The organism is Streptomyces sp. NPDC093018 (assembly GCF_040684035.1).
Lineage (GTDB): Bacteria > Actinomycetota > Actinomycetes > Streptomycetales > Streptomycetaceae > Streptomyces > Streptomyces murinus.
On the sequence record NZ_JBFBFF010000016.1, the window covers coordinates 52354 to 69725 of the forward strand.

18 protein-coding genes are annotated in these 17372 nt (G+C 70.4%); 9 read left to right on the forward strand and 9 right to left on the reverse strand.

Features of this window, described 5'->3' with window-relative positions; all coding sequences use genetic code 11:
* Positions 1 to 692: 692 nt before the first annotated feature.
* From AB0N90_RS29060 to AB0N90_RS29085, 6 genes are all read right to left on the reverse strand, one after another.
* The gene (locus tag AB0N90_RS29060; protein ID WP_365201624.1) at positions 693 to 3713 is read right to left on the reverse strand and encodes a BTAD domain-containing putative transcriptional regulator; all 3021 of its coding nucleotides are present in this window, start codon (positions 3711 to 3713) and stop codon (positions 693 to 695) included.
* A gap of 172 nt (positions 3714 to 3885) precedes the next feature.
* Positions 3886 to 4680 carry an AfsR/SARP family transcriptional regulator gene (locus tag AB0N90_RS29065; RefSeq protein ID WP_085566041.1) on the reverse strand — a complete coding sequence of 265 codons (795 nt, stop codon included), beginning with the start codon at positions 4678 to 4680 and terminating at the stop codon, positions 3886 to 3888.
* A gap of 115 nt (positions 4681 to 4795) precedes the next feature.
* Positions 4796 to 5599 (reverse strand): hypothetical protein, encoded by an 804-nt coding sequence (locus tag AB0N90_RS29070; protein ID WP_365201626.1) that lies wholly within the window; start codon positions 5597 to 5599, stop codon positions 4796 to 4798.
* A 152-nt stretch (positions 5600 to 5751) separates the two neighbouring features.
* Positions 5752 to 5940, reverse strand: coding sequence for a DUF397 domain-containing protein (locus tag AB0N90_RS29075; RefSeq protein ID WP_365201628.1), 189 nt, complete (start codon positions 5938 to 5940; stop codon positions 5752 to 5754).
* Positions 5937 to 6188 (reverse strand): DUF397 domain-containing protein, encoded by a 252-nt coding sequence (locus AB0N90_RS29080; protein ID WP_365201630.1) that lies wholly within the window; start codon positions 6186 to 6188, stop codon positions 5937 to 5939. The genes AB0N90_RS29075 and AB0N90_RS29080 overlap by 4 nt, the downstream gene beginning before the upstream one ends.
* Positions 6185 to 6979: a helix-turn-helix transcriptional regulator gene (locus AB0N90_RS29085; protein WP_365201633.1), complete on the reverse strand. Its 795-nt coding sequence runs from the start codon at positions 6977 to 6979 to the stop codon at positions 6185 to 6187. Before AB0N90_RS29085 ends, AB0N90_RS29080 begins: the two co-directional genes overlap by 4 nt.
* Positions 6980 to 7156: 177 nt before the next feature.
* Here AB0N90_RS29085 and AB0N90_RS29090 point away from each other — a divergent pair, with 177 nt between their 5' ends.
* Positions 7157 to 7606, forward strand: coding sequence for an ATP-binding protein (locus AB0N90_RS29090; RefSeq protein ID WP_365201635.1), 450 nt, complete (start codon positions 7157 to 7159; stop codon positions 7604 to 7606).
* Here the strand turns inward: AB0N90_RS29090 and AB0N90_RS29095 are convergent.
* Entirely contained in the window at positions 7593 to 8027 is a 435-nt protein-coding gene (locus AB0N90_RS29095; RefSeq protein WP_365201637.1) for an NUDIX domain-containing protein, read from the reverse strand. The two genes, AB0N90_RS29090 and AB0N90_RS29095, sit on opposite strands and share 14 nt — an antisense overlap.
* A 149-nt stretch (positions 8028 to 8176) precedes the next feature.
* Here AB0N90_RS29095 and AB0N90_RS29100 point away from each other — a divergent pair, with 149 nt between their 5' ends.
* From AB0N90_RS29100 to AB0N90_RS29125, 6 genes are all read left to right on the forward strand, one after another.
* A complete protein-coding gene (locus AB0N90_RS29100) occupies positions 8177 to 8440 on the forward strand; it encodes a hypothetical protein (protein ID WP_365201640.1) in 264 nt (87 codons plus the stop codon).
* Positions 8421 to 8939, forward strand: a complete 519-nt coding sequence (locus AB0N90_RS29105) for a DUF6879 family protein (RefSeq protein ID WP_365201642.1) — start codon at positions 8421 to 8423, stop codon at positions 8937 to 8939. Before AB0N90_RS29100 ends, AB0N90_RS29105 begins: the two co-directional genes overlap by 20 nt.
* A gap of 3 nt (positions 8940 to 8942) precedes the next feature.
* Positions 8943 to 9791: a helix-turn-helix transcriptional regulator gene (locus AB0N90_RS29110; RefSeq protein ID WP_365201644.1), complete on the forward strand. Its 849-nt coding sequence runs from the start codon at positions 8943 to 8945 to the stop codon at positions 9789 to 9791.
* Between the two features lie 104 nt (positions 9792 to 9895).
* On the forward strand, positions 9896 to 10354 hold the full coding sequence (locus AB0N90_RS29115; protein WP_162133983.1) for an NUDIX domain-containing protein: 459 nt from the start codon (positions 9896 to 9898) through the stop codon (positions 10352 to 10354).
* Between the two features lie 41 nt (positions 10355 to 10395).
* A complete protein-coding gene (locus AB0N90_RS29120; RefSeq protein WP_365201646.1) occupies positions 10396 to 11328 on the forward strand; it encodes a hypothetical protein in 933 nt (310 codons plus the stop codon).
* Positions 11329 to 11338: 10 nt separating this feature from the next.
* Entirely contained in the window at positions 11339 to 12328 is a 990-nt protein-coding gene (locus AB0N90_RS29125; RefSeq protein WP_365201647.1) for an XRE family transcriptional regulator, read from the forward strand.
* 73 nt (positions 12329 to 12401) lie between these two features.
* On the opposite strand, the gene AB0N90_RS29130 is transcribed toward AB0N90_RS29125, so the two are convergent.
* A complete protein-coding gene (locus AB0N90_RS29130) occupies positions 12402 to 13163 on the reverse strand; it encodes a G1 family glutamic endopeptidase (protein ID WP_361683230.1) in 762 nt (253 codons plus the stop codon).
* A gap of 209 nt (positions 13164 to 13372) precedes the next feature.
* Positions 13373 to 15295 (reverse strand): AMP-dependent synthetase/ligase, encoded by a 1923-nt coding sequence (locus tag AB0N90_RS29135; protein WP_365201650.1) that lies wholly within the window; start codon positions 15293 to 15295, stop codon positions 13373 to 13375.
* A gap of 275 nt (positions 15296 to 15570) precedes the next feature.
* Here AB0N90_RS29135 and AB0N90_RS29140 point away from each other — a divergent pair, with 275 nt between their 5' ends.
* Both AB0N90_RS29140 and lgt read left to right on the forward strand, forming a co-directional pair.
* Positions 15571 to 16407, forward strand: a complete 837-nt coding sequence (locus AB0N90_RS29140; protein WP_365201651.1) for a MaoC/PaaZ C-terminal domain-containing protein — start codon at positions 15571 to 15573, stop codon at positions 16405 to 16407.
* Positions 16408 to 16453: 46 nt separating this feature from the next.
* Complete coding sequence (lgt, locus tag AB0N90_RS29145) at positions 16454 to 17353, forward strand: prolipoprotein diacylglyceryl transferase (protein ID WP_365201654.1); 900 nt, start codon at positions 16454 to 16456, stop codon at positions 17351 to 17353.
* The last annotated feature ends 19 nt before the right edge of the window (positions 17354 to 17372 follow it).

Consider the following 17372-nt stretch of genomic DNA (forward strand, 5'->3'; position numbering starts at 1 on the left):
CGGAAACCGGAACCGAGGTCCGGAGCCGAGGATCGCAGTTCGGAAGCCGAGCACCGGGAGCTGAGAAGTGCGGGCCGGCCGGAGACCGGAACCGGGAACCGGAGCCCGCATACCGGGCGCCGGAGCCGAGAACCGGAAACCGACGACCGCCGGTCGGGGACCGGAAGCCAAAAGCCGGAACCACGGGCCGGGAACCACGGTCGGGGAACCGGAATCCGAGGACCGAAGACCAGGAAACGGAGACTGCGGGCCGCAAGTCGGAGACCCCGGGCCGAGGATCGGAGGCCGAAGACCGGGAGCCGGGAGCCGGAATCCAGAGCCTGTGGCCGGTGATCACAGGCCGGGGCGCGAGGACCGGAAACCGGAGGCCGGGGGCTCGGGGCTGGAGGCTGGGGCTGGGAGCCGGAAACCCGAGAACCGGAGCCCGGGGACCCCAGGCCGCAGGCACCGGACCGCAGGCCGGGGCCTCGGGCCAAGAGCCGGAAACCGGGACCGGACGCCGCAGGCCGGGAGCCGGGGCCGGAGACCGGGAGCCGGGAACGGCGGCCCGCAGGCCACCAGCCACGAGCCACCGGCCACCGGTCACGGCCACCGGCCATCGCGGGCCGCAGGCCACCGGTCACAGCCACCGGACACCGCGGGCCGCGGGCCACCAGCACCAGCACCAGCACCAGCACCAGCACCAGCCAGGACTACAGTCGGCGGCCCGCCTCCGTGACGCCCATGGCGTCGTACAGGGCCCGTGCCTCCGTGTGGTGGCGGTCGGCGGTTTTGTCGTCGTCCAGGGCCTGCGCGGCCTCCGCCATGCCGTGCAGGGCGTGGGCGATCTCGATGCGGTAGCCGTGCCGGGACGCCAGTTCGTGGGCCTGGCCGTGCAGTTCCATGGCCCGCTCGGGGGCGCCGCTGCGCAGATGGACCAGGCCGACCACGTTGGACACCGTCGCCTGCCGCAGCGCCGTGCCCTCCGCGGAGACCAGGTCGAGCGCCCGCTCGGCGTGCTCCGCGGCCGAGCGCAGATCACCGAGCCGCTGGCAGACCCGCGCCCAGTGGGCGAGGACCACCGCGACATTGGCCGGCTTGCGGGACTCGTCGCACAGTTCCAGCGCCTGGGCGAGACAGGCGCGCGCCCGCTCGTCCTCGCCGGTGCCGAGATGGGCGAGGGCGAGGAAGGTCAGCGAGTGGATCTCGTTGTTGCGCTCGCCCAGCCGCCGGTTCAGCTCGGTCGCGCGGGCCGCGTTGCGCGCGCCCTCGGCATGGTGCCCGGTCCAGATCTGCACGGTCGCGAGATTGACCAGCGCCTGCGCCTCCATCCGGGACAGCCCCAACTCCCGGTGCAGCGCGATGCCCTGGTCCAGATACGCGCGCGCCTGCTCGAAGTTGCCGAGCGAGCCGTGCAGCAGCCCGAGGACGTCCAGGCAGATCGCCTCGGAGCGCGGATCGCTGCCCCGGGACAGCTCCAGGCCCTCCTGCGCGGTGGTGATGCCGTCCTGGAAGTCACCGAGCCACCAGTGCGCCACGGCCAGGTTGCACAGGCTGATGCCGAGCAGCGCGTCGTCGTTCAGCTGGCGGCACGCGGCCACCCCGATCCGGCCGACGATCCGGAACTCCTCGTACCGGCCCCGCAGATCGAGGTAGAAGAGCAGATTGCGGGCCAGCAGCGCGGCCGGGCGGTGCAGCCCCTGCGTGCCGGCCTGCGCGACCACCGCGAGCAGCGCCTCGTACTCCCGGTCGAACCAGCGCAGCGCCTGCTCGCCGTCGTCCAGCCGGGGCAGCGCGGGATCGTGTTCGGCCGGCGCCTCGCCGTAGCGGTTGCGGCCGGGGAAGAGGGTCTCGCAGGCCCGGTCCGTGCTCTGGATGTAGTACGCCACCAGGCGCTCGACGGCGGACTCCTCGTCGTCCTCCACCTCGCGCACGCTGAGCGCGTACGTGCGCACCAGATCGTGGAAGCCGTACAGGCCCGCCTCGTGCTGCTCCAGCAGATGCGCGTCCAGCAGGCACTCCAGGAGGTCCTCCGCGTCATGCCCGTCGGTGCCGAGCAGCGCCGCGGCGGAGGGCACGTCGATGGCGCTGCCCGGGTGCAGCCCGAGCAGCCGGAAGGCGGCCCGCTGGTCCTCGTCCATGGCCTGGTACGACAGCCTGAGCGTGGCCTCGACGCTGCGTTCCCCGGCGCTCAGCTCCCGCAGCCGCCGGGTCTCGTCGGCGAGCCGGTCCACCAGGTACTGCACCGTCCAGCGCGGCCGGTTGCGCAGCCGCGCGGTGGTGATCCGCAGGGCGAGCGGCAGTCCCCCGCACAGCCGGGCCAGCCGGTCCACGGCCCGCGGCTCGGCGGCGGTGCGTTCAAAGCCCAGCATCCGGGTCAGCAGGGTGGTGCTGTCACCGGGCGACAGGAGCCCCAGCGACAGCCACTCGGAGCCGTCGAGGTCGAGCATCCGGACCCGGCTGGTGACGATGGCGAGGCAGTCCTCGGACGCCGGCAGCAGCGGCCGCACCTGGGCGGCGTCGGCGGCGTTGTCGAGGAGCAGGAGCAACTTCCGCTGGGCGGAAACGGTTCGCCAGAAAGTGGTACGACGCTCCAGGTCGTCCGGTATTCGATCGTCCGGTATGCCCAGGGTGTGCAGTAAGGAGTGCAGTACGGCGCCGGGTTCCTGGGCCTTCTCGCCGGGGCTGAAGCCGCGCAGGTCCACGAAGAGCTGCCCGTCGGGATACTCGGGCGCCAGCAGATGGGCGGCGTGCACCGCGAGCGCGGTCTTGCCGCTGCCGCCCATGCCGTCCACGCCGATGATCCGGGTGCCGCCGGTGGCCGGGGCGCAGCCCACCGTGACCAGCCGGGCCAGCTCCTCGTCCCGGCCGGTGAAGTCCGGCAGGTCGTAGGGCAGGGTGCAGGGCGCGGGCTCGGTGCCCGAGGTCTGGGTGGCGTAGGGCACGGGGACCAGCAGGGCGGCGCGGTCGGCCACCGACTGCGGTACCCGGGCGGCCACTTCGGGGCTGTCGCGCAGGATCGCCTCGTAGAGCCGGGTGAGTTCGGCGCCCGGGTCGATGCCCAGCTCCTCCACCAGCAGGTCGCGCACCCGCCCGAACTCCTCCAGCGCCTCGGCCTGCCGTCCGGCCCGGTACAGCGCCAGCATCAGCCGGCCGCGCAGGGTCTCCCGCAGCGGGTGCGCGGTGACCAACTCGCGCAGCGGCCCGACCAGTTCGGCCGACTGGCCCAGCTCCAGCTGGAGTTCGAAGTACTGCTCGGCGACCGCCATGTGGCGCTCTTCGAGTGCCGCCGAGGCCCCGCTGATCACGGAGCCCCCGGCGCCCGCCATCACCGGGCCCCGCCACAGCTCCAGGCAGGCACGCAGGTGCCCGACGGCCTCCTCGGGCCGCCCGGCCGCCACCGCCTGCCTGGCCTGTCTCGATCGCTCCGTGAACTCGTAGAGATCCAGCTGGTGTTCGCCGAGCACGGCGCGATATCCGGCGCCGTCGGTGACGATCAGGGCGGCGCCGTCCGGGATATGGGTGCGCAGGGCCGCAACACACTTGCGGATCTGGTGACTTGCGGTCTGCGGCGGCTCGTCGTCCCAGGCCGCGGCGATCAGCCGGGACATCGGCACCATGCGGCCGGGTTCGAGCAGCAGGGTGACCAGTACCCGTTCCTGGGTCGGACTGCCCAGCCTCAACCGGCGTTCCCCGCACCAGCCTTCGAGCGAGCCGAGGATGTTGAAGCGCACGACAGGACGACCGGATGCCGCCGATTCCACGAACCCGTCCCCTCCGCCCCCGCCGCGCCGCCCGGCCCGAGATGTTCGGGACCACCCTAGGTTGTACCCGAACGAGCAACACGGAGGAGGTGATTCCGGCTACCTGGGGTCTTCCTCGGTCCTGGCGAACAGGCTAACCACCTCAGGCGATCTGGAGGAGGGTCGAACGCGCATCCCTGACGAGAGCGGGATCATGCCGCAAGATAGCGCTCTCAACCCGGCGCAGCGCGGGCGAGGGCTGGATGCCGAGTTCCTCGTCGAGCTGGCGGCGCATCCGGCGGAACACATCGAGCGCGTCCGCCTGCCGCCCCGAGCAGTACAGCGCGATCATCAGCTGCTCGCAGAACCGTTCACGCAGGGGGTAGTGGGTATGCGCCTCGGCCAGCTCCGCGAGCACCGCCGCATGCTGTCCGAGCCGCAGTTCCGCGTCGAATCGCAGCTCCATGGCCCGCATCCGGTACTCCTCGTACCGGGCGCCGGCGAGCTGGCACAGGGTCCCGCCGGGGAACCCGCCGAACACCGGACCCCGCCACAGCGCGAGCGCCTGCCCCAGCATCCGGGCGGTGCCCTCCGCGTCGTACGGGGACGCCGATTCCGCCTCCCGTACGGTCCGTACGAACTCGGCGGCGTCCATCTCGCCCTCGTCCACGGTCAGCCGGTAACCGGAGGGATGAATCGTCACCCGAGATACCGGACGCCCCGGTTCCAGGGCCTTCAATTTCCGTCGGAGCCTGCTCACATGCGCCTGGAGGGCGTTGGCCTGGTTGTCGGGCACGGTCTCGCCCCACATCTCCTCGACCAGGCTCTCGCCGGACACCGGCTGTCCCTCGCTGACCAGCAGCGTCTGTACGAGGGTGCGCTGGAGGTCGCCGCTGATCTCCGCCGGGCCGGACACGGTACGGACCTGTAGTGCCCCGAGGATCGAGAACTTCAGCATCCTGGCTCCGCCTCCTGTTGACGTCGCTGGCGTCGTCGTCCTTCTTCCGGCGACGTATCAACAGTGAGGCGCCCTCGTACCGTTTCGTTACCGATCCGGTCCCCGCGGCTCCGGATCAGCTGGCCTCGCCCGCGACCAGCCCGCCCAGCGAGGTCAGCCGCTGGGCGGCGGCCGCCGGGGAGTCGGCGTGCACCACGAAGTGCCCGGGGCGGCGGCCGCCCCGCGCCGGCACGAACCGGACACCGGGAATCGGCTGTTCCGGCCCCGGCGACCGGCTCGATTCGGCCGCGGCGGCGAATCGTTCCGGCCGGGCGACCTCCACGAGTTTTCCGGCCAGTACCCGTACGGCTCCGGCGGCGAGGTCGAATCCCCCGGCCACCCTGAGGAGTTCGGGCACCGGATCGTCCCCGAGCCCCGCCCGGCAGCCGGTGATCACCGGGCCCTGCCGGGTCAGGGTGACCCCGGTGTGCGCGGGCCCGTACTGGTACCCGGTCAGGTCGAGGAGCGCGGTCACCACGGCCCGTACCTCCGCCGCGGTGTCCTCCGTCAGCGGGGCCGGGGAGAGCAGGCCGTACGACATCCGGGCCGTGATCCCCACGGTCTGGTGCATGCCGTGCACGCTCAGTGTCTCCACGGTCAGCCGGGGCGCGCCGGAGACCGCCCCGGCGTCCGGCGACAGCCGGTTGTCCCGGACGAGGCGCTGTACGGCGTCCGGGTCGGCGAGCAGCCGCAGCGCGCGTGCGGGATTGACGAACAGCCCGGCCGCTGCGGCCTCCTTCAGGATGGGCCGCAGCGCGGACTCGTCGTGCGTGTCGGCCCAGGCCGACCGCACTTGTACACCGGCCCGGTGCGCCTCCCTGAGGAGGCGGGGATCCGGGTTCAGCACGAAGATCCGGCTGACGTCGTTGTCTTCTTTCATACCTCTGCTCGGATGACGAAGTCGGCGAGGGTGGAAAGGCAGGCTACGAGCGCGAGTTACCGATCCGGTCCCGGATGGTTCCCCGGCATTTGGTTGCGGACAGAACGCCCCGTACGGTACCGGTCCCACCCCCTCGCCGACCCGTCAATCGCTCACCTCGCGTGTACTTGGGCAACTTGCAAGAAGGATGCCCAGGTGGAGGGGCGAACAGTGAGGTGAGCGGCGGGAAGTTTCGAGTCGCGGATGTGGATGGCGGCGGGGTGCTCGGCGACCTCGACGCAGTCGCCGCCTTCGCCGCTGCTGTAACTGGACTTGAACCACACCGGACTGTCAGCGCTCATGCCGTCTCCGTCTTCTCCGCGTCGAGGAAGGCGGCCCAGGTGGTGGGGCGGATGGTGAGGTGGGGGGCGGTGGGTCGCTTGGAGTCACGGATGTGGATGGCGGTGGGGTGCTCGGCGACTTCGACGCACTCGCCGCCCGCTCCGCCGCTGTAGCTCGACTTGCGCCAGGTGTAGGAGAGTTCGACGCAGTCGCCGCCTTCACCGTCGCTGTAGCTGGACTTGAACCAGGCCAGGCTCTCGGTGCTCATAGCTTGTCCACTTTCTCCGCGATCAGGGCGCGGGATTGCTTGGGAGTCAGCGCCATCGCGCGCATGATCCCATAGCGGTCGGCGATCTTCCGGACCTCTTCCCGAGCGGTGATCAACTGTGGATGACCTTGTGCCTCCAGGTACGCCACCTGCTCATGTCCTTTCGGTACCAGAAGGTTGAACGCGCTGCCCAGGTTGGGATGTTCCTCCACTTTGGTCGGCATCACCTGGATCTCGATGTTCTGCCTATCCCCCAGGGCCAATAGGTGGCGCAGCTGATCGGCATGGACCCTCCGCCCGCCGATCGGCCGGTCGAGCACCACCTCTTCGAGGATGTAGCTGACGATGGGCGCGGGCCAGCGCTCGAAGACCTGCTGACGCGAGATGCGGTCGGCCACTCGTTTCTCGATGGTCTCCTCGTTGAGAAACGGTCGCCGCTTGGCGAATACAACCCGCGCGTGTGCCTCGGTCTGCAACAGCCCATGCACAACGTGGTTGCTGTAGTGGTGCAGCTCCTCCGCTTCCGCCTCGGTCGCGGCATGGTCCCGGTACCAGTCGGGATGCCGGGTCCGCGCCCTCCGCATCGCGTCCTCCACGTCGGGGATGACCGCGATCAGCATCCCGTTGGCGTTGAGGATGGGATCGGCCTTGACAAGGAAGTCCGGCCTCGGGGTCCGTACCCCCCGCTCCATGGCCGAGATATGGTCCGGGCCGTAGCGGACCAGCCTCCCGAACTCCGACTGACTGAGCCCCGCTCGCTCCCGCAGGAGCTTCAACTGCTTGCCCACCATGGCGAAGACACCTGCCGCCCCGTTCTCCTGCCCAGGAGTGTCCGGCCGCCGCTCTTGTTCGTCTACCACTCCGTCCTCCGCTCTCTCCGTACACGCGCCGACTCGTACCCGTACGACTACGCAGAGTCGCCGAGTTCCTCCTGGTCAGCGTAGGGAGAACCGGCCACGCTCGGTGTTGTGAATCTGGAAATCTCCACCCCCCTGAAAGAGTTGATCCAGCGGCTCAGCGCCACCCCACGCGGCGCGCGACTGGCCCGAAGGCTCACCGGAACCGCGCTCGACAACTGGGGCTACCCCTACGACGGGCCGCTGAGCAACACCGCCCAGCTCCTCGTCTCGGAGCTGGCGACCAACGCCGTCACCCACGGTCGCGTACCGGGCCGCGACTTCGAGCTGCGCCTGATGCTCCTGCCCGAGGAGGACACGCTGCGCATCGAGGTGAGCGACACCCGGGGCGAACGGCACCTGCAGATGCTCCGCGCCGCCTTCGGCGACGAACACGACCGGGGCCTGGTCGTCGTGGACGCGCTGTCCCGCACCTGGGGCGTACGCGAACGCATCGTCGGCAAGACAGTGTGGGCCGAGATCCCACTCGCCGGTCCGCCCGGGGCGATCAGCGACCGATGAGACCGCGGACCGCGTCGCTGACCGGGGGCAGCTCGGTGGGCAGGGCCCACTGATGGGCATCGTGCTCGGTCAGGACGACGGGTCCGGTCCACTCGACGGTGACGGCGAAGTTGAACTGTCTGGTGGTGCCGCCACTGCCGCCGCCGTAGTCGAAGTGGCCGACGTAGCCGTCCACTTGGCGGATGGCCAGGCCGGTCTCCTCCGCGGTCTCCCGGTGCAGGGCCTCCAGGAGGGTCTCGCCCTCCTCGACCTTGCCGGACGGGATCTCCCACATGCCACCCAGGAAGTCACCCGCCCTGCGCCGAAGCAACAGGAAGCGGCCGGCATCGCTGACGACGGCGCCGACCACGAACCCGGCGACACCGTCCGCACGCGCGTCCCTGACCAGGCCGGCCAGGAACTTGGGGGAAGCAACGGTCATGCCAGCAGCTCCTTGTCCTCGCGACGGCCGCTCACGGTGTCAGACAGTTCGGGTCGGCGCAAAGGTCTGAAAACACATGCTTGACGACCTACGCTGCTAGGTCGATGGTCATGCAATCGAGCGCAATCACCTCGGCAGAGGGAGACGGCATGAAGCTGCGGTTCCTCGGGATCATCCCGAACACCCCCGTGGACGATTCGCCGACCATCTGGTTGGACGAAGACACCGGGGACCTGTTGATCCAGTCGTACAAGGCGACGGAGGCCGAGGTGAAGGCGTGCCAGGAGATCGGTTCCATCCCTGGCCACTCGACGGACGTCCCGGATCACGAGGCGATCGTCCGGCTTCCGGCAGTGATGCTGAAGTACGTTCCGCGACCGGAAGGCAGCAGCGGTGAAGTACCCCGTCCGTGAGGGCCTGGCACAGGCGCGGCACTCCGCTGTGCACCTGGAGATGCGGGACCGGTACACCCCGGACGACCCCGAGTTCGCCCGCTGGCGAGCGGGGCACCGCTATGCCGGTGATCCCGCCAACTTGCCCGACTGGTGGGGATCCTGGCGGGACCTCGTGGGCGAGACGACGGCTCGCGGAGTCTCGATGCGCCGCGCCCGCGTCGTCTCCGAGCCGGTCACCGACTACATCCGGTTCGAGCACGACCTGACGTTCGCCAATGTGGCGGCGGGGGAACTGGTGCGCTGGCTCCCCCGGCGCAACGCGGCGGACATCGCGCTCCCCGGCACCGACCTGTGGATGTTCGACGGATCGGCCGTCCTGTTCACCTTCTTCTCCGGGGACGGGGATGTGGTGGACCGGGACTGGAACACGGAGCCGGCCGTGCTGGACCTCGTGAACACGGCCTTCGAGACGGTGTGGGCACGAGCCGTGCCGCACGAGGACTACAAGCCGACCTGAACCATGTCCGCCTCAGGATCATCGAGTGTGCAACGAGCCCGGCGTCTGCTCGCCGACCGTCTCAGAGAGTTGGCGAAGGACGCCGGGCTGAACGGCAAGGACGTGGCCGCCCTGTGTGGCTGGCATCCGTCCAAGGTGTCCCGTATATCGACGGCGAAGACTCAGCCGAGCGCCGACGACATCCGCGCGTGGTGCCATGCCTGCGGCGCCGACGAACAAGCCGAGGACCTCGTCGCCTCACTGCACGCCGTCGAGGGCATGTGGGTGGAATGGCGCAGGATGGAGCGCTCGGGACTGCGGCGGGCACAGCAAGCCGTGCTGCCCCTTTTCGAGCGCACCCATTGGTTCCGCGCGTACTCCTCGTGGTTCGTGCCGGGCCTGCTCCAGACCCACGGATACACCGAGGCCGTGCTGCGCGCGGTCCAGCGGCGGCGGGTCTCCGTCGACGACGTGGCCGACGCCGTAGCCGTACGTATGGAACGCCAGCGCGTACTCCACGACTCACCCCGCAGATTCGCCTTCCTGGTCGAGGAGTCCGTATTGAGCAACGGGCTCGGCGACGCCGACACACAGGCCGAACAACTTGAGCGGCTGGTGTCGGTCAGCGCCCTGCCCAACATCAGCGTCGGTGTCGTACCCACCCGTCTCGGTCGGACGCGTCTGCCCGTAGAGGGGTTCTGGATCTTCGACACGACGCAGGTGAACGTCGAACTCGTCTCGGGACATCTCACGTTGACGCGGCCCGGCGAAGTCGGCGCCTATGCCGAGACCTTCACGATGCTCGCCGACATGGCCGTCTACGGCCCGCAGGCGCGTGCGCTCATCCACAGGGCACGGGACTCGCTCGTCTGACTCGTGCGCAATCACGTGCAATCAGACGTGACCCGCTCCCCGCGGCTCAGGTTGAATCAGCGTGAGGCAGGCGCCCTCGCGCTCGCCCTGCCGGAAAGGTGCGCATGAAACGAATCATCGCCCGCGTGTGGAAACTCATTCGCGGCCCTCTGCAATGGCGCATCCTGTGGTTCGCGAACGCCACATTCATGATCGGTGTCACGGGCGTGGTGCGGAACGAGCAAGGTCAAGTCCTGTTGCTGAAGCACCGTATGTGGCCCGCAGACCGGCCCTGGGGGCTGCCGACCGGTTACGCGGTCAAGAGCGAGGAATTCCCGATGACCATCGTCCGGGAGGTCCGGGAGGAAACCGGTCTCGAAGTCGTTCCCGGGCGCCTGGTCCAGGTGACCAGCGGCTACAGACTCCGCGCGGAAATCGCGTACGAGGCACTTCACGTGGGCGGAACTCTCAAGCTCGACGGCTTCGAGATCCTGGAGGCGAAATGGTTCGACCCGGACGCACTCCCGGAGGGGATGCAGGAGTCTCACGTCCAGCTGATCAAGGCGGACGGCACACCGACCTGACGGAACTCGCGCCGAACGAGTCCGTCAACGGCGCGAAGGCCATGGCGGCACTGGCGGCCATACGCTCCGACGCGACACCGCTCATGGCAAAGCATCCCGCCCACGTCTTCCGGCCCCTGCCAGAGACGCTCAGCCGGTGGGAGGCGAGCGGCATCGACACCACGCTCTTCCGCGTCGGCGTCACGCTCGCGGGCCACCGGTACTCCGGGCACGGCCTGGCGAAGTTATTGCCGTTCGAACGGGTACTGATCGGCTCCGAATCCTCACGCCCCGGCGCCTTCGGCGGTTTCCACCACCCGGACCAGGGCTACCGGCACTTCCAGATGATGTCCGTCATCACGATGTACGGACCCATGGAACGCCGGTCCCCCGAGGACCCCGCGTCGGCCCTTCTCGATCTCCTGCGCGCGTACACACATGACTGCCTGCACTACGGGTCGCGACGCCGGTACGTGGAAGTGGCAGGCGTGCCCGTCCGCACCCAGTACGGAATCAACTACCGCCGTACCGGCGGACAGTCCTACTCGGCCGCCGACAGACACGAAAGCCGTTCCACGCGAAATCTCGGAATCGTCATGGAAGGCGCGTGTGACAAGGAAGCGCGCGCCATCACCCGCCAAACAGCGGAACACTTCGGTCTGACGGAACCTCCGGACATCCTCGGCGCGCTCACCTACCGGGACGTGACGGGAACCCTGACGGCGGAAGACACGGACCGCTCGGCGACGGTGCCGGGAAGCGAAGAACAGGCGCGATACATGGCCGCGTTGAGCGGCTATGAAAGAGCCGTCAACCGCCGGTACACGCACTTCCTCGACGAATTCGCCCCCGGGGAAGAGAGCGAGTGCCACGCACGACTCCTCAGAGCCGTCATCAGCGGCGACGCGACCGCCTTGGGGACGTGGCTGGACGACCGGCACGGCCCCGGATCCTTCGCCGGGCTCTTCCGCACACCGGAGTACTTCGACGCGTAAAGGGGTCTTCATGGACCGCCGCACCTTCCTGACCTACAGCGCGATCTCCCTGACCGGACTCGCCGCCCAGTGGGCCACCGTCGAACCCGAACGCCTCGCCTCGGCGCTCGGTGGCAAGCGCGTGGACGCGGAACTCGTGGACCGGCTGGAGGAGACCAGCGGGCGGCTGACGGCCCTGCCCACCGAGCAGCGGCAGCACACCGTCCGGCTGCTGGACGCCCACCTCGCCACCACGACCGAGCTGATCGAGGGCGGGCGCTACGACGAGGACACCGGCCGCCGGCTTCATCTGCTCGCGGCGAATCTGGCCACCACCTGCGGCTGGTACCGCTTCGACCAGGGCCGGCACTGGGCGGCCGGCAAGCTCTGGGGAGCGGCGCTTCAGTCCGCGCACGCAGCCGGGGACCGCGACCACGGGGCCGGGGTGCTCTCGGACTTCGCCTATCAGTCGAACTGGCTGGGCGAGCCGAAGGTCTCCGTCGACCAGCTCGGCCACGCCCTGTCCGGTACCCGGCACCCCACCGCCCGGTCGCTGCTGTTCCTGCGCCGGGCCCGCGCCCATGCCGCCCTGGGCGAGCGCGTCGCCTGCCATCGCGATCTGTCCGCGGCCGAGTCCGCCCTCGCGGCCGGGGCGGCCGATCCCGCCCCTGGCTGGTGCGCGTGGATGAGCCCGGCCGATCTCGCCGTCGACTCCGGGCAGTGCCTGCTCGACCTCGGCCGCGTCGCCGAGGCCCGCGCCCGGATCGCCGAGGGCATCGCCCTGCTGCCCCGCGCCCGCGACAAGACCCGCGGAATCTTCCTGACCTACCAGGCCAGGGGATGCCTGGAGGCCGACGACATCGAGCAGGCCCTGGCCGTCACCGGGGAATCGCTCGACCTGGCCACCCGCATCGGCGCTCCCCGCTGCGTCACCCTGGTGCGCGAACTCGCCCCCGCCTTCGTGCCGTACCGCTGGGTCGACGGGGTTTCGGAGTTCCTGGCACGGCTCAGGGCGGGCTGAACGAACAGCCACGGGCCGACCCCGGGACGCCGTAGCGTGCCCGGGGCCGGTTCGTCGGGGTGGGGGCCAGGGGTCAGCTGTGGTTGAAGGCGACCGAGAAGTTCTCGCCGCTGCTCAGCGCGGAGGTCGTCGCCTTGGTGGTGCTGCCCGAGGCCATGTTGATCTTGTCGGGCGAGTAGTTGCCGATGGCCTGGCCGTTGGCGGTGGCGTTGGTGAAGTTCGCGGTGCCGAAGTTCGACAGCGGCAGCACGCCGGAGGAGCTGGACGGCGCCTCGGCTATGACCTCGGCGGACGCGTTGGACAGACCGCTCTGCGTCTTCTTGGTGGTCTTCGTCCAGCCCTTGGTGCTGTCCGTGAGGGTGAGCGTGTACGAGGTGCCGCTGCGGGTGATCGTCGAGGTGAAGTGGTCACCCGCGCTCACCGCGTTGCTGTAGTTCACCGGGTACGCCGGGTACATCTCGTACCAGGACGAGTAGACCGCCCGGCCGCTGGAGCAGTCCGCCTCGGTGCCCGTCTGCTCCACGGAGTTGCTGCCGTCGCCGTCGATGCCGATCCAGAACGACGAGTACGTGGTCGAGCTGGTGCAGCTGACCGCCGGCTGCACCCAGCTCGCGGAGACGCTGGTGAACGTCGTACCGGTCGCGGCGTAGCCGGCCCAGTTGGAGCTGGTGCTGTTCCTGATGCCACCGACCAGGTGGTGACTGCTGATGTGACCGCTGACCGGGGTCATGCGCAGCGCAGGCGCGGCGACGGCGGCCGCGGGGGAGGTCGCCAGTGCCGACAGGACGGCGGCGGCGACGGCTGTGGCTGCGGTGAGGCGGATCGTGGCAGACATGCTGCTCCTTCTCGCGGGACTCGCGGTGCAGACGTAACTGGCGGCCACCAGTGGGGGGAGACGTGCGCCCGTGGTTGTCAGTGTGCAGTCAACGTGCGTCCCGTTGTCACCCGGCATCCGGGTTTTCACAGCAAAGGTCCTGCCAAGTACCTTCTACAAAAGGCGTGTTGGAGGCGATACCGACCAGCCTCCGCCGTTCCGACGGCCGCTCACACCCCGTCGTACAGCCCCTCCACCTCCCGGCCGAAGTCCGCGAGGATCCGCGCGCGCCGCAGCTTCATGGAGGGCGTGAGATGACCGGCCTCCTCCGTGAAGTCGTACGGCAGGACGGTGAAGCGGCGGATGGACTCGGGCCGGGAGACGAGGCGGTTGGTGTCGTCCACGGCGCGCTGGAGTACGGCCCGCAGGTCCGGGTCGTCGGCGACGAGTTCGGGCGGCACGGGGTGCTTCCCGTTCATCTGCCGCCAGTGGACGATGCCCTCGGGGTCGAGGGTGAGCAGGGCGGCGACGTACGGACGGTCGTCGCCGACCAGCATCACCTGGGAGATCAGGGGGTGTTGGCGCAGCCAGTTCTCCAGCGGGGCGGGGGCCACGGACTTGCCGCCGGAGGTGATGAGGAGTTCCTTCTTGCGGCCGGTGATGGTGAGATAGCCGTCGTCGTCCAGCTCGCCCAAGTCCCCTGTGTGCAGCCAGCCTTCGCGGGTGACGGGGACGACACCGCCGGCCCCCGGGTCCCAGTAGCCGCGCAGCACATGGTCGCCGGAGATCAGGATCTCCCCGTCGGCGGCGATCCGCACCCGGGTACCGGGCAGCGGCCAGCCCACGGTGCCCAGACGGGGTTTGAGCGGTGGCGTGACGGTGCTGGCGCCGGTGGTCTCCGTGAGGCCGTACCCCTCGTAGATCCCGATGCCCGCACCGGCGTAGAACGCGGCCAGGCGGCGCCCGAGCGGGGATCCGCCGCAGATGACGTGTCTGACCCGGCCGCCCATCGCCGCGCGGATCCGGCGGTAGACGAGGGGGTCGTAGAAGCCGCGCTGGGTGCGCAGGACGCGGCCGGGGCCGTCGCCGGTGCCGGACTGGCTCGCCTGGAGCGCCTCGCCGTAGCGCCGGGCGACGGCGGCGGCGCGGTCGAAGACGGCACCCCGGCCGCCCGACTCGGCTTGTGCGCGGGCCGAGTTGAAGATCTTCTCCAGCATGTAGGGGATGGTCAGCAGGGCGGTGGGCCGGAAGGCGGCGAGGTCCGGCAGCAGGTCCTCGGCCCTGAGGCTGGGCGCGTGCCCGAGGCGGACGCGGGCGCGCACACAGGCGATGGCGACCATGCGTCCGAACACATGGGAGAGGGGGAGGAAGAGGAGCACGGACGGGTCGTTGTCGTGCTGTTTGAAGACGGGGTGGAGCAGTTCGATCGCGTTGTCCACCTCGGCGAAGAAGTTGCCGTGCGAGAGGGCGCAGCCCTTGGGGCGCCCGGTGGTGCCGGAGGTGTAGACGAGGGTGGCGAGGGTGGCGGGCCCGAGCACGCCGCGCCGCACCCCGACCTCGCCCTCCGGCACCGGCGCCCCCGCATCCGCGAGCCGCTCCACATGCCCCTTCTCCATGACCCACAAGTGCCGCAGTTCCGGCAGGTGTTGCAGCTCGGGGCCGAGCGCGGCGGCCTGGGCGCCGGTCTCGGTCACCAGGGCGACGGCGCCGGAGTCGTGCAGGATCCAGCGGGTCTGGAAGAGGGAGGAGGTGGGATAGACGGGAACGGTGACGAGCCCCGCGGCCCAGGCGGCGAAGTCGAGCAGCGTCCACTCGTACGTCGTACGCGCCATGATCGCGATCCGGTCCCCGGGCACCAGCCCCTCCGCGATCAGCCCCTTCGCCACCGCGAGCACCTCCTCGGCGAACCGCGCCGCGGTGATGTCCTTCCAGTGGCCGTTTCCGAGCTTGCGGCTCAGCACCACCGCGTCCGGGTCCTCGGCCGCGTTGTCGAACGGCAGGTCGGCCAGCGACCCATGGGTCACCGGCGCCGCGAACGGCGGTACGACGGCCTCCCGTACGGCCCCGTCCAGGCGCCGGGTGTGGGGCGCGACCAGGAGGGGCCGGCCGTCGTGATCGACGGCGGAGACAGGGGAGTTGGGGTGGGGGGACACGAGCGGCTCCTCGGGCGTGCGGCGAGGCGTTCACCGGCGGCCGGGCGCGCGGCGAACGAGCTGAGGTGAGGTGTTACCGCCGGTCAGGCGAGTGATCGTACGGGCCCGTTGTGGGGGCTTTGTGCGGTTCCGGGGACGGTCCGGGGGTGGTACGGGGGTGGTACGGGGACGGGGCTGTGCGGGGTTGTCGCGGCTTCCGGCACTGGCCGACCTGGGCTTACCTGCGGTAACTTTACCGCTCGGTAACGAATTTGTTCCCGCCTTCGGGGGGTTTGATGTCGACCGTCCTCGACAAGTCACCCGCGCTGGGGCCGGTGTTGGCGGCCGGAGCGCTGCGCTCGCTGGGAAAGCGGCCCTCGGCCGGGGCGCCGCACCCGGACACCCGGCTGGTGCTGCCGGGGGTGCGCGCGGACCCGGACCGGCTGGCGAGGTACGCCCGGCTGTGCGCCTTCCCCACCCCCTGCGAGCACCTCCCGCTCCCCTACCCCCATGTCCTCGCCTTCCCGCTGGCGATGCGCCTGCTCGGCGCCCGGGACTTCCCGCTCCCGCTGCTGGGGCTGGTGCACACCTCGATCGAACTCGTCCGGCACGCACCGCTGCCCGTGTCGGGGTCGTACGAACTCACCGCTTACGTCTCGGGGTTGGCCCCGCACCGGCGCGGCACGGAGGCGACGGTGGTGACGGAGGCACGGCTGGCCGGGGAGCCGGTGTGGGAGTCCCGCAGCACATATCTGTCCCGGCACCGGACGGCGGGCGAGGCCGCCTCTCCCCCGGAGCCGCCGGACCCCCTCCCGCCCCTCGCCTCCTGGGACCTGCCCGGCGATCTGGGCCGCGCCTACGGCGCCGCCTCGGGCGACCGCAACCCCATCCACCTCACCCGCCTCACCGCCCGCCTCTTCGGCTTCCCGCGCGCCATCGCCCACGGCATGTGGACGGCGGCGCGCTGCCTGGCGGAGCACGGGGACGTCCGCGCGGCACGGGTGGAGTTCCGGGCGCCGGTGCTGCTGCCGGGGGTGGTGCGGTACGGCGCGGCACCGGAGGGCGGCCGGTTCGAACTACGGGGCCCGGACGGCCGGGTGCATGTGTCGGGGCGGGTGGGCGAGGCGTCGTAGGACGCTGGAGGGCTCGGTAAGGGGCGACCCACGTACCCTCGTCCCCATGCTGCTAGCCGCCATTCCCTCCCCCTCGGTGAACGGTTTCCACCTGGGGCCCCTGTACATCCACTTCTACGGCCTGATGTACGTCGTGGGCATCGGCCTCGCCGTCTATCTGGGCCGGCGCCGCTGGCAGGCCGCGGGCGGGGACCCGGAGCTGGTGGACGAGGTCGCGATGTGGGGCGTGCCGTTCGGCATCCTCGGCGGCCGGATCTACTTCGACCTGACCACGCCGAAGGGCATCCCTCACCACTGGTGGGGGCCGCTGGCGGTGTGGGACGGCGGGCTGGGGATCTGGGGCGGGGTCGCGCTGGCCACGGTGGTCTGCGTGTGGCGGCTGCGCCGGGCGGGGGCCTCGGTCGCCGGGATGATGGACGCGCTGGCCCCCTGCCTGCTGATCGCGCAGGCCATCGGCCGGATCGGCAACTACTTCAACCAGGAGCTGTTCGGCGGCCCGACCAGCCTTCCCTGGGGCCTGGAGATCGACCCCGCGTTCCGCCCCGCGGGCTACCTCCACAACACCACCTTCCACCCCACCTTCCTCTACGAACTGATCTGGAACCTCCTTCTGGCGGCCCTCCTGATCCGTCTGGGCCGCAGCGGCCGGATCCGACCGGGCGGCCTGTTCCCGCTCTACGTCGCCGGCTACTCCGCGTTCCGCGTCTTCGAGGAGTCCCTGCGCGTCGACTACTCCCAGTACTTCCTGGGTCTGCGCCTCAACTTCTACATCGCGGCGCTGGTGGCGCTGGCGGGCGTGGTGTGGTTCGTGCTGCTGCAACGGCGTGCGCCGCGCGAGGCGATCGCGGGGATCACCGAGTCCGCCGAGTCCGCCACGTCCGATGAATCCGCCGAGTCCGGTGAATCCGGTGAGTCCGACGCCGAGGAGACCCCGGCCCGTCCGTGACGCGTGCGCGGTGCGCGGG

Excerpts from the sequence above, each read along its gene's own strand:
- AB0N90_RS29125 (WP_365201647.1), top strand. The coding sequence starts at position 11,339 with ATGGACCGCCGCACCTTCCTGACCTACAGCGCGATCTCCCTGACCGGA.
- AB0N90_RS29095 (WP_365201637.1), bottom strand. The coding sequence starts at position 8,027 with ATGACCGTTGCTTCCCCCAAGTTCCTGGCCGGCCTGGTCAGGGACGCG.
- lgt (WP_365201654.1), top strand. The coding sequence starts at position 16,454 with ATGCTGCTAGCCGCCATTCCCTCCCCCTCGGTGAACGGTTTCCACCTG.
- AB0N90_RS29120 (WP_365201646.1), top strand. The coding sequence starts at position 10,396 with ATGGCGGCACTGGCGGCCATACGCTCCGACGCGACACCGCTCATGGCA.
- AB0N90_RS29065 (WP_085566041.1), bottom strand. The coding sequence starts at position 4,680 with ATGCTGAAGTTCTCGATCCTCGGGGCACTACAGGTCCGTACCGTGTCC.
- AB0N90_RS29085 (WP_365201633.1), bottom strand. The coding sequence starts at position 6,979 with ATGGTGGGCAAGCAGTTGAAGCTCCTGCGGGAGCGAGCGGGGCTCAGT.
- AB0N90_RS29130 (WP_361683230.1), bottom strand. The coding sequence starts at position 13,163 with ATGTCTGCCACGATCCGCCTCACCGCAGCCACAGCCGTCGCCGCCGCC.
- AB0N90_RS29140 (WP_365201651.1), top strand. The coding sequence starts at position 15,571 with ATGTCGACCGTCCTCGACAAGTCACCCGCGCTGGGGCCGGTGTTGGCG.
- AB0N90_RS29080 (WP_365201630.1), bottom strand. The coding sequence starts at position 6,188 with ATGAGCACCGAGAGCCTGGCCTGGTTCAAGTCCAGCTACAGCGACGGT.
- AB0N90_RS29075 (WP_365201628.1), bottom strand. The coding sequence starts at position 5,940 with ATGAGCGCTGACAGTCCGGTGTGGTTCAAGTCCAGTTACAGCAGCGGC.
- AB0N90_RS29110 (WP_365201644.1), top strand. The coding sequence starts at position 8,943 with ATGTCCGCCTCAGGATCATCGAGTGTGCAACGAGCCCGGCGTCTGCTC.
- AB0N90_RS29070 (WP_365201626.1), bottom strand. The coding sequence starts at position 5,599 with ATGAAAGAAGACAACGACGTCAGCCGGATCTTCGTGCTGAACCCGGAT.
- AB0N90_RS29100 (WP_365201640.1), top strand. The coding sequence starts at position 8,177 with ATGAAGCTGCGGTTCCTCGGGATCATCCCGAACACCCCCGTGGACGAT.
- AB0N90_RS29115 (WP_162133983.1), top strand. The coding sequence starts at position 9,896 with ATGAAACGAATCATCGCCCGCGTGTGGAAACTCATTCGCGGCCCTCTG.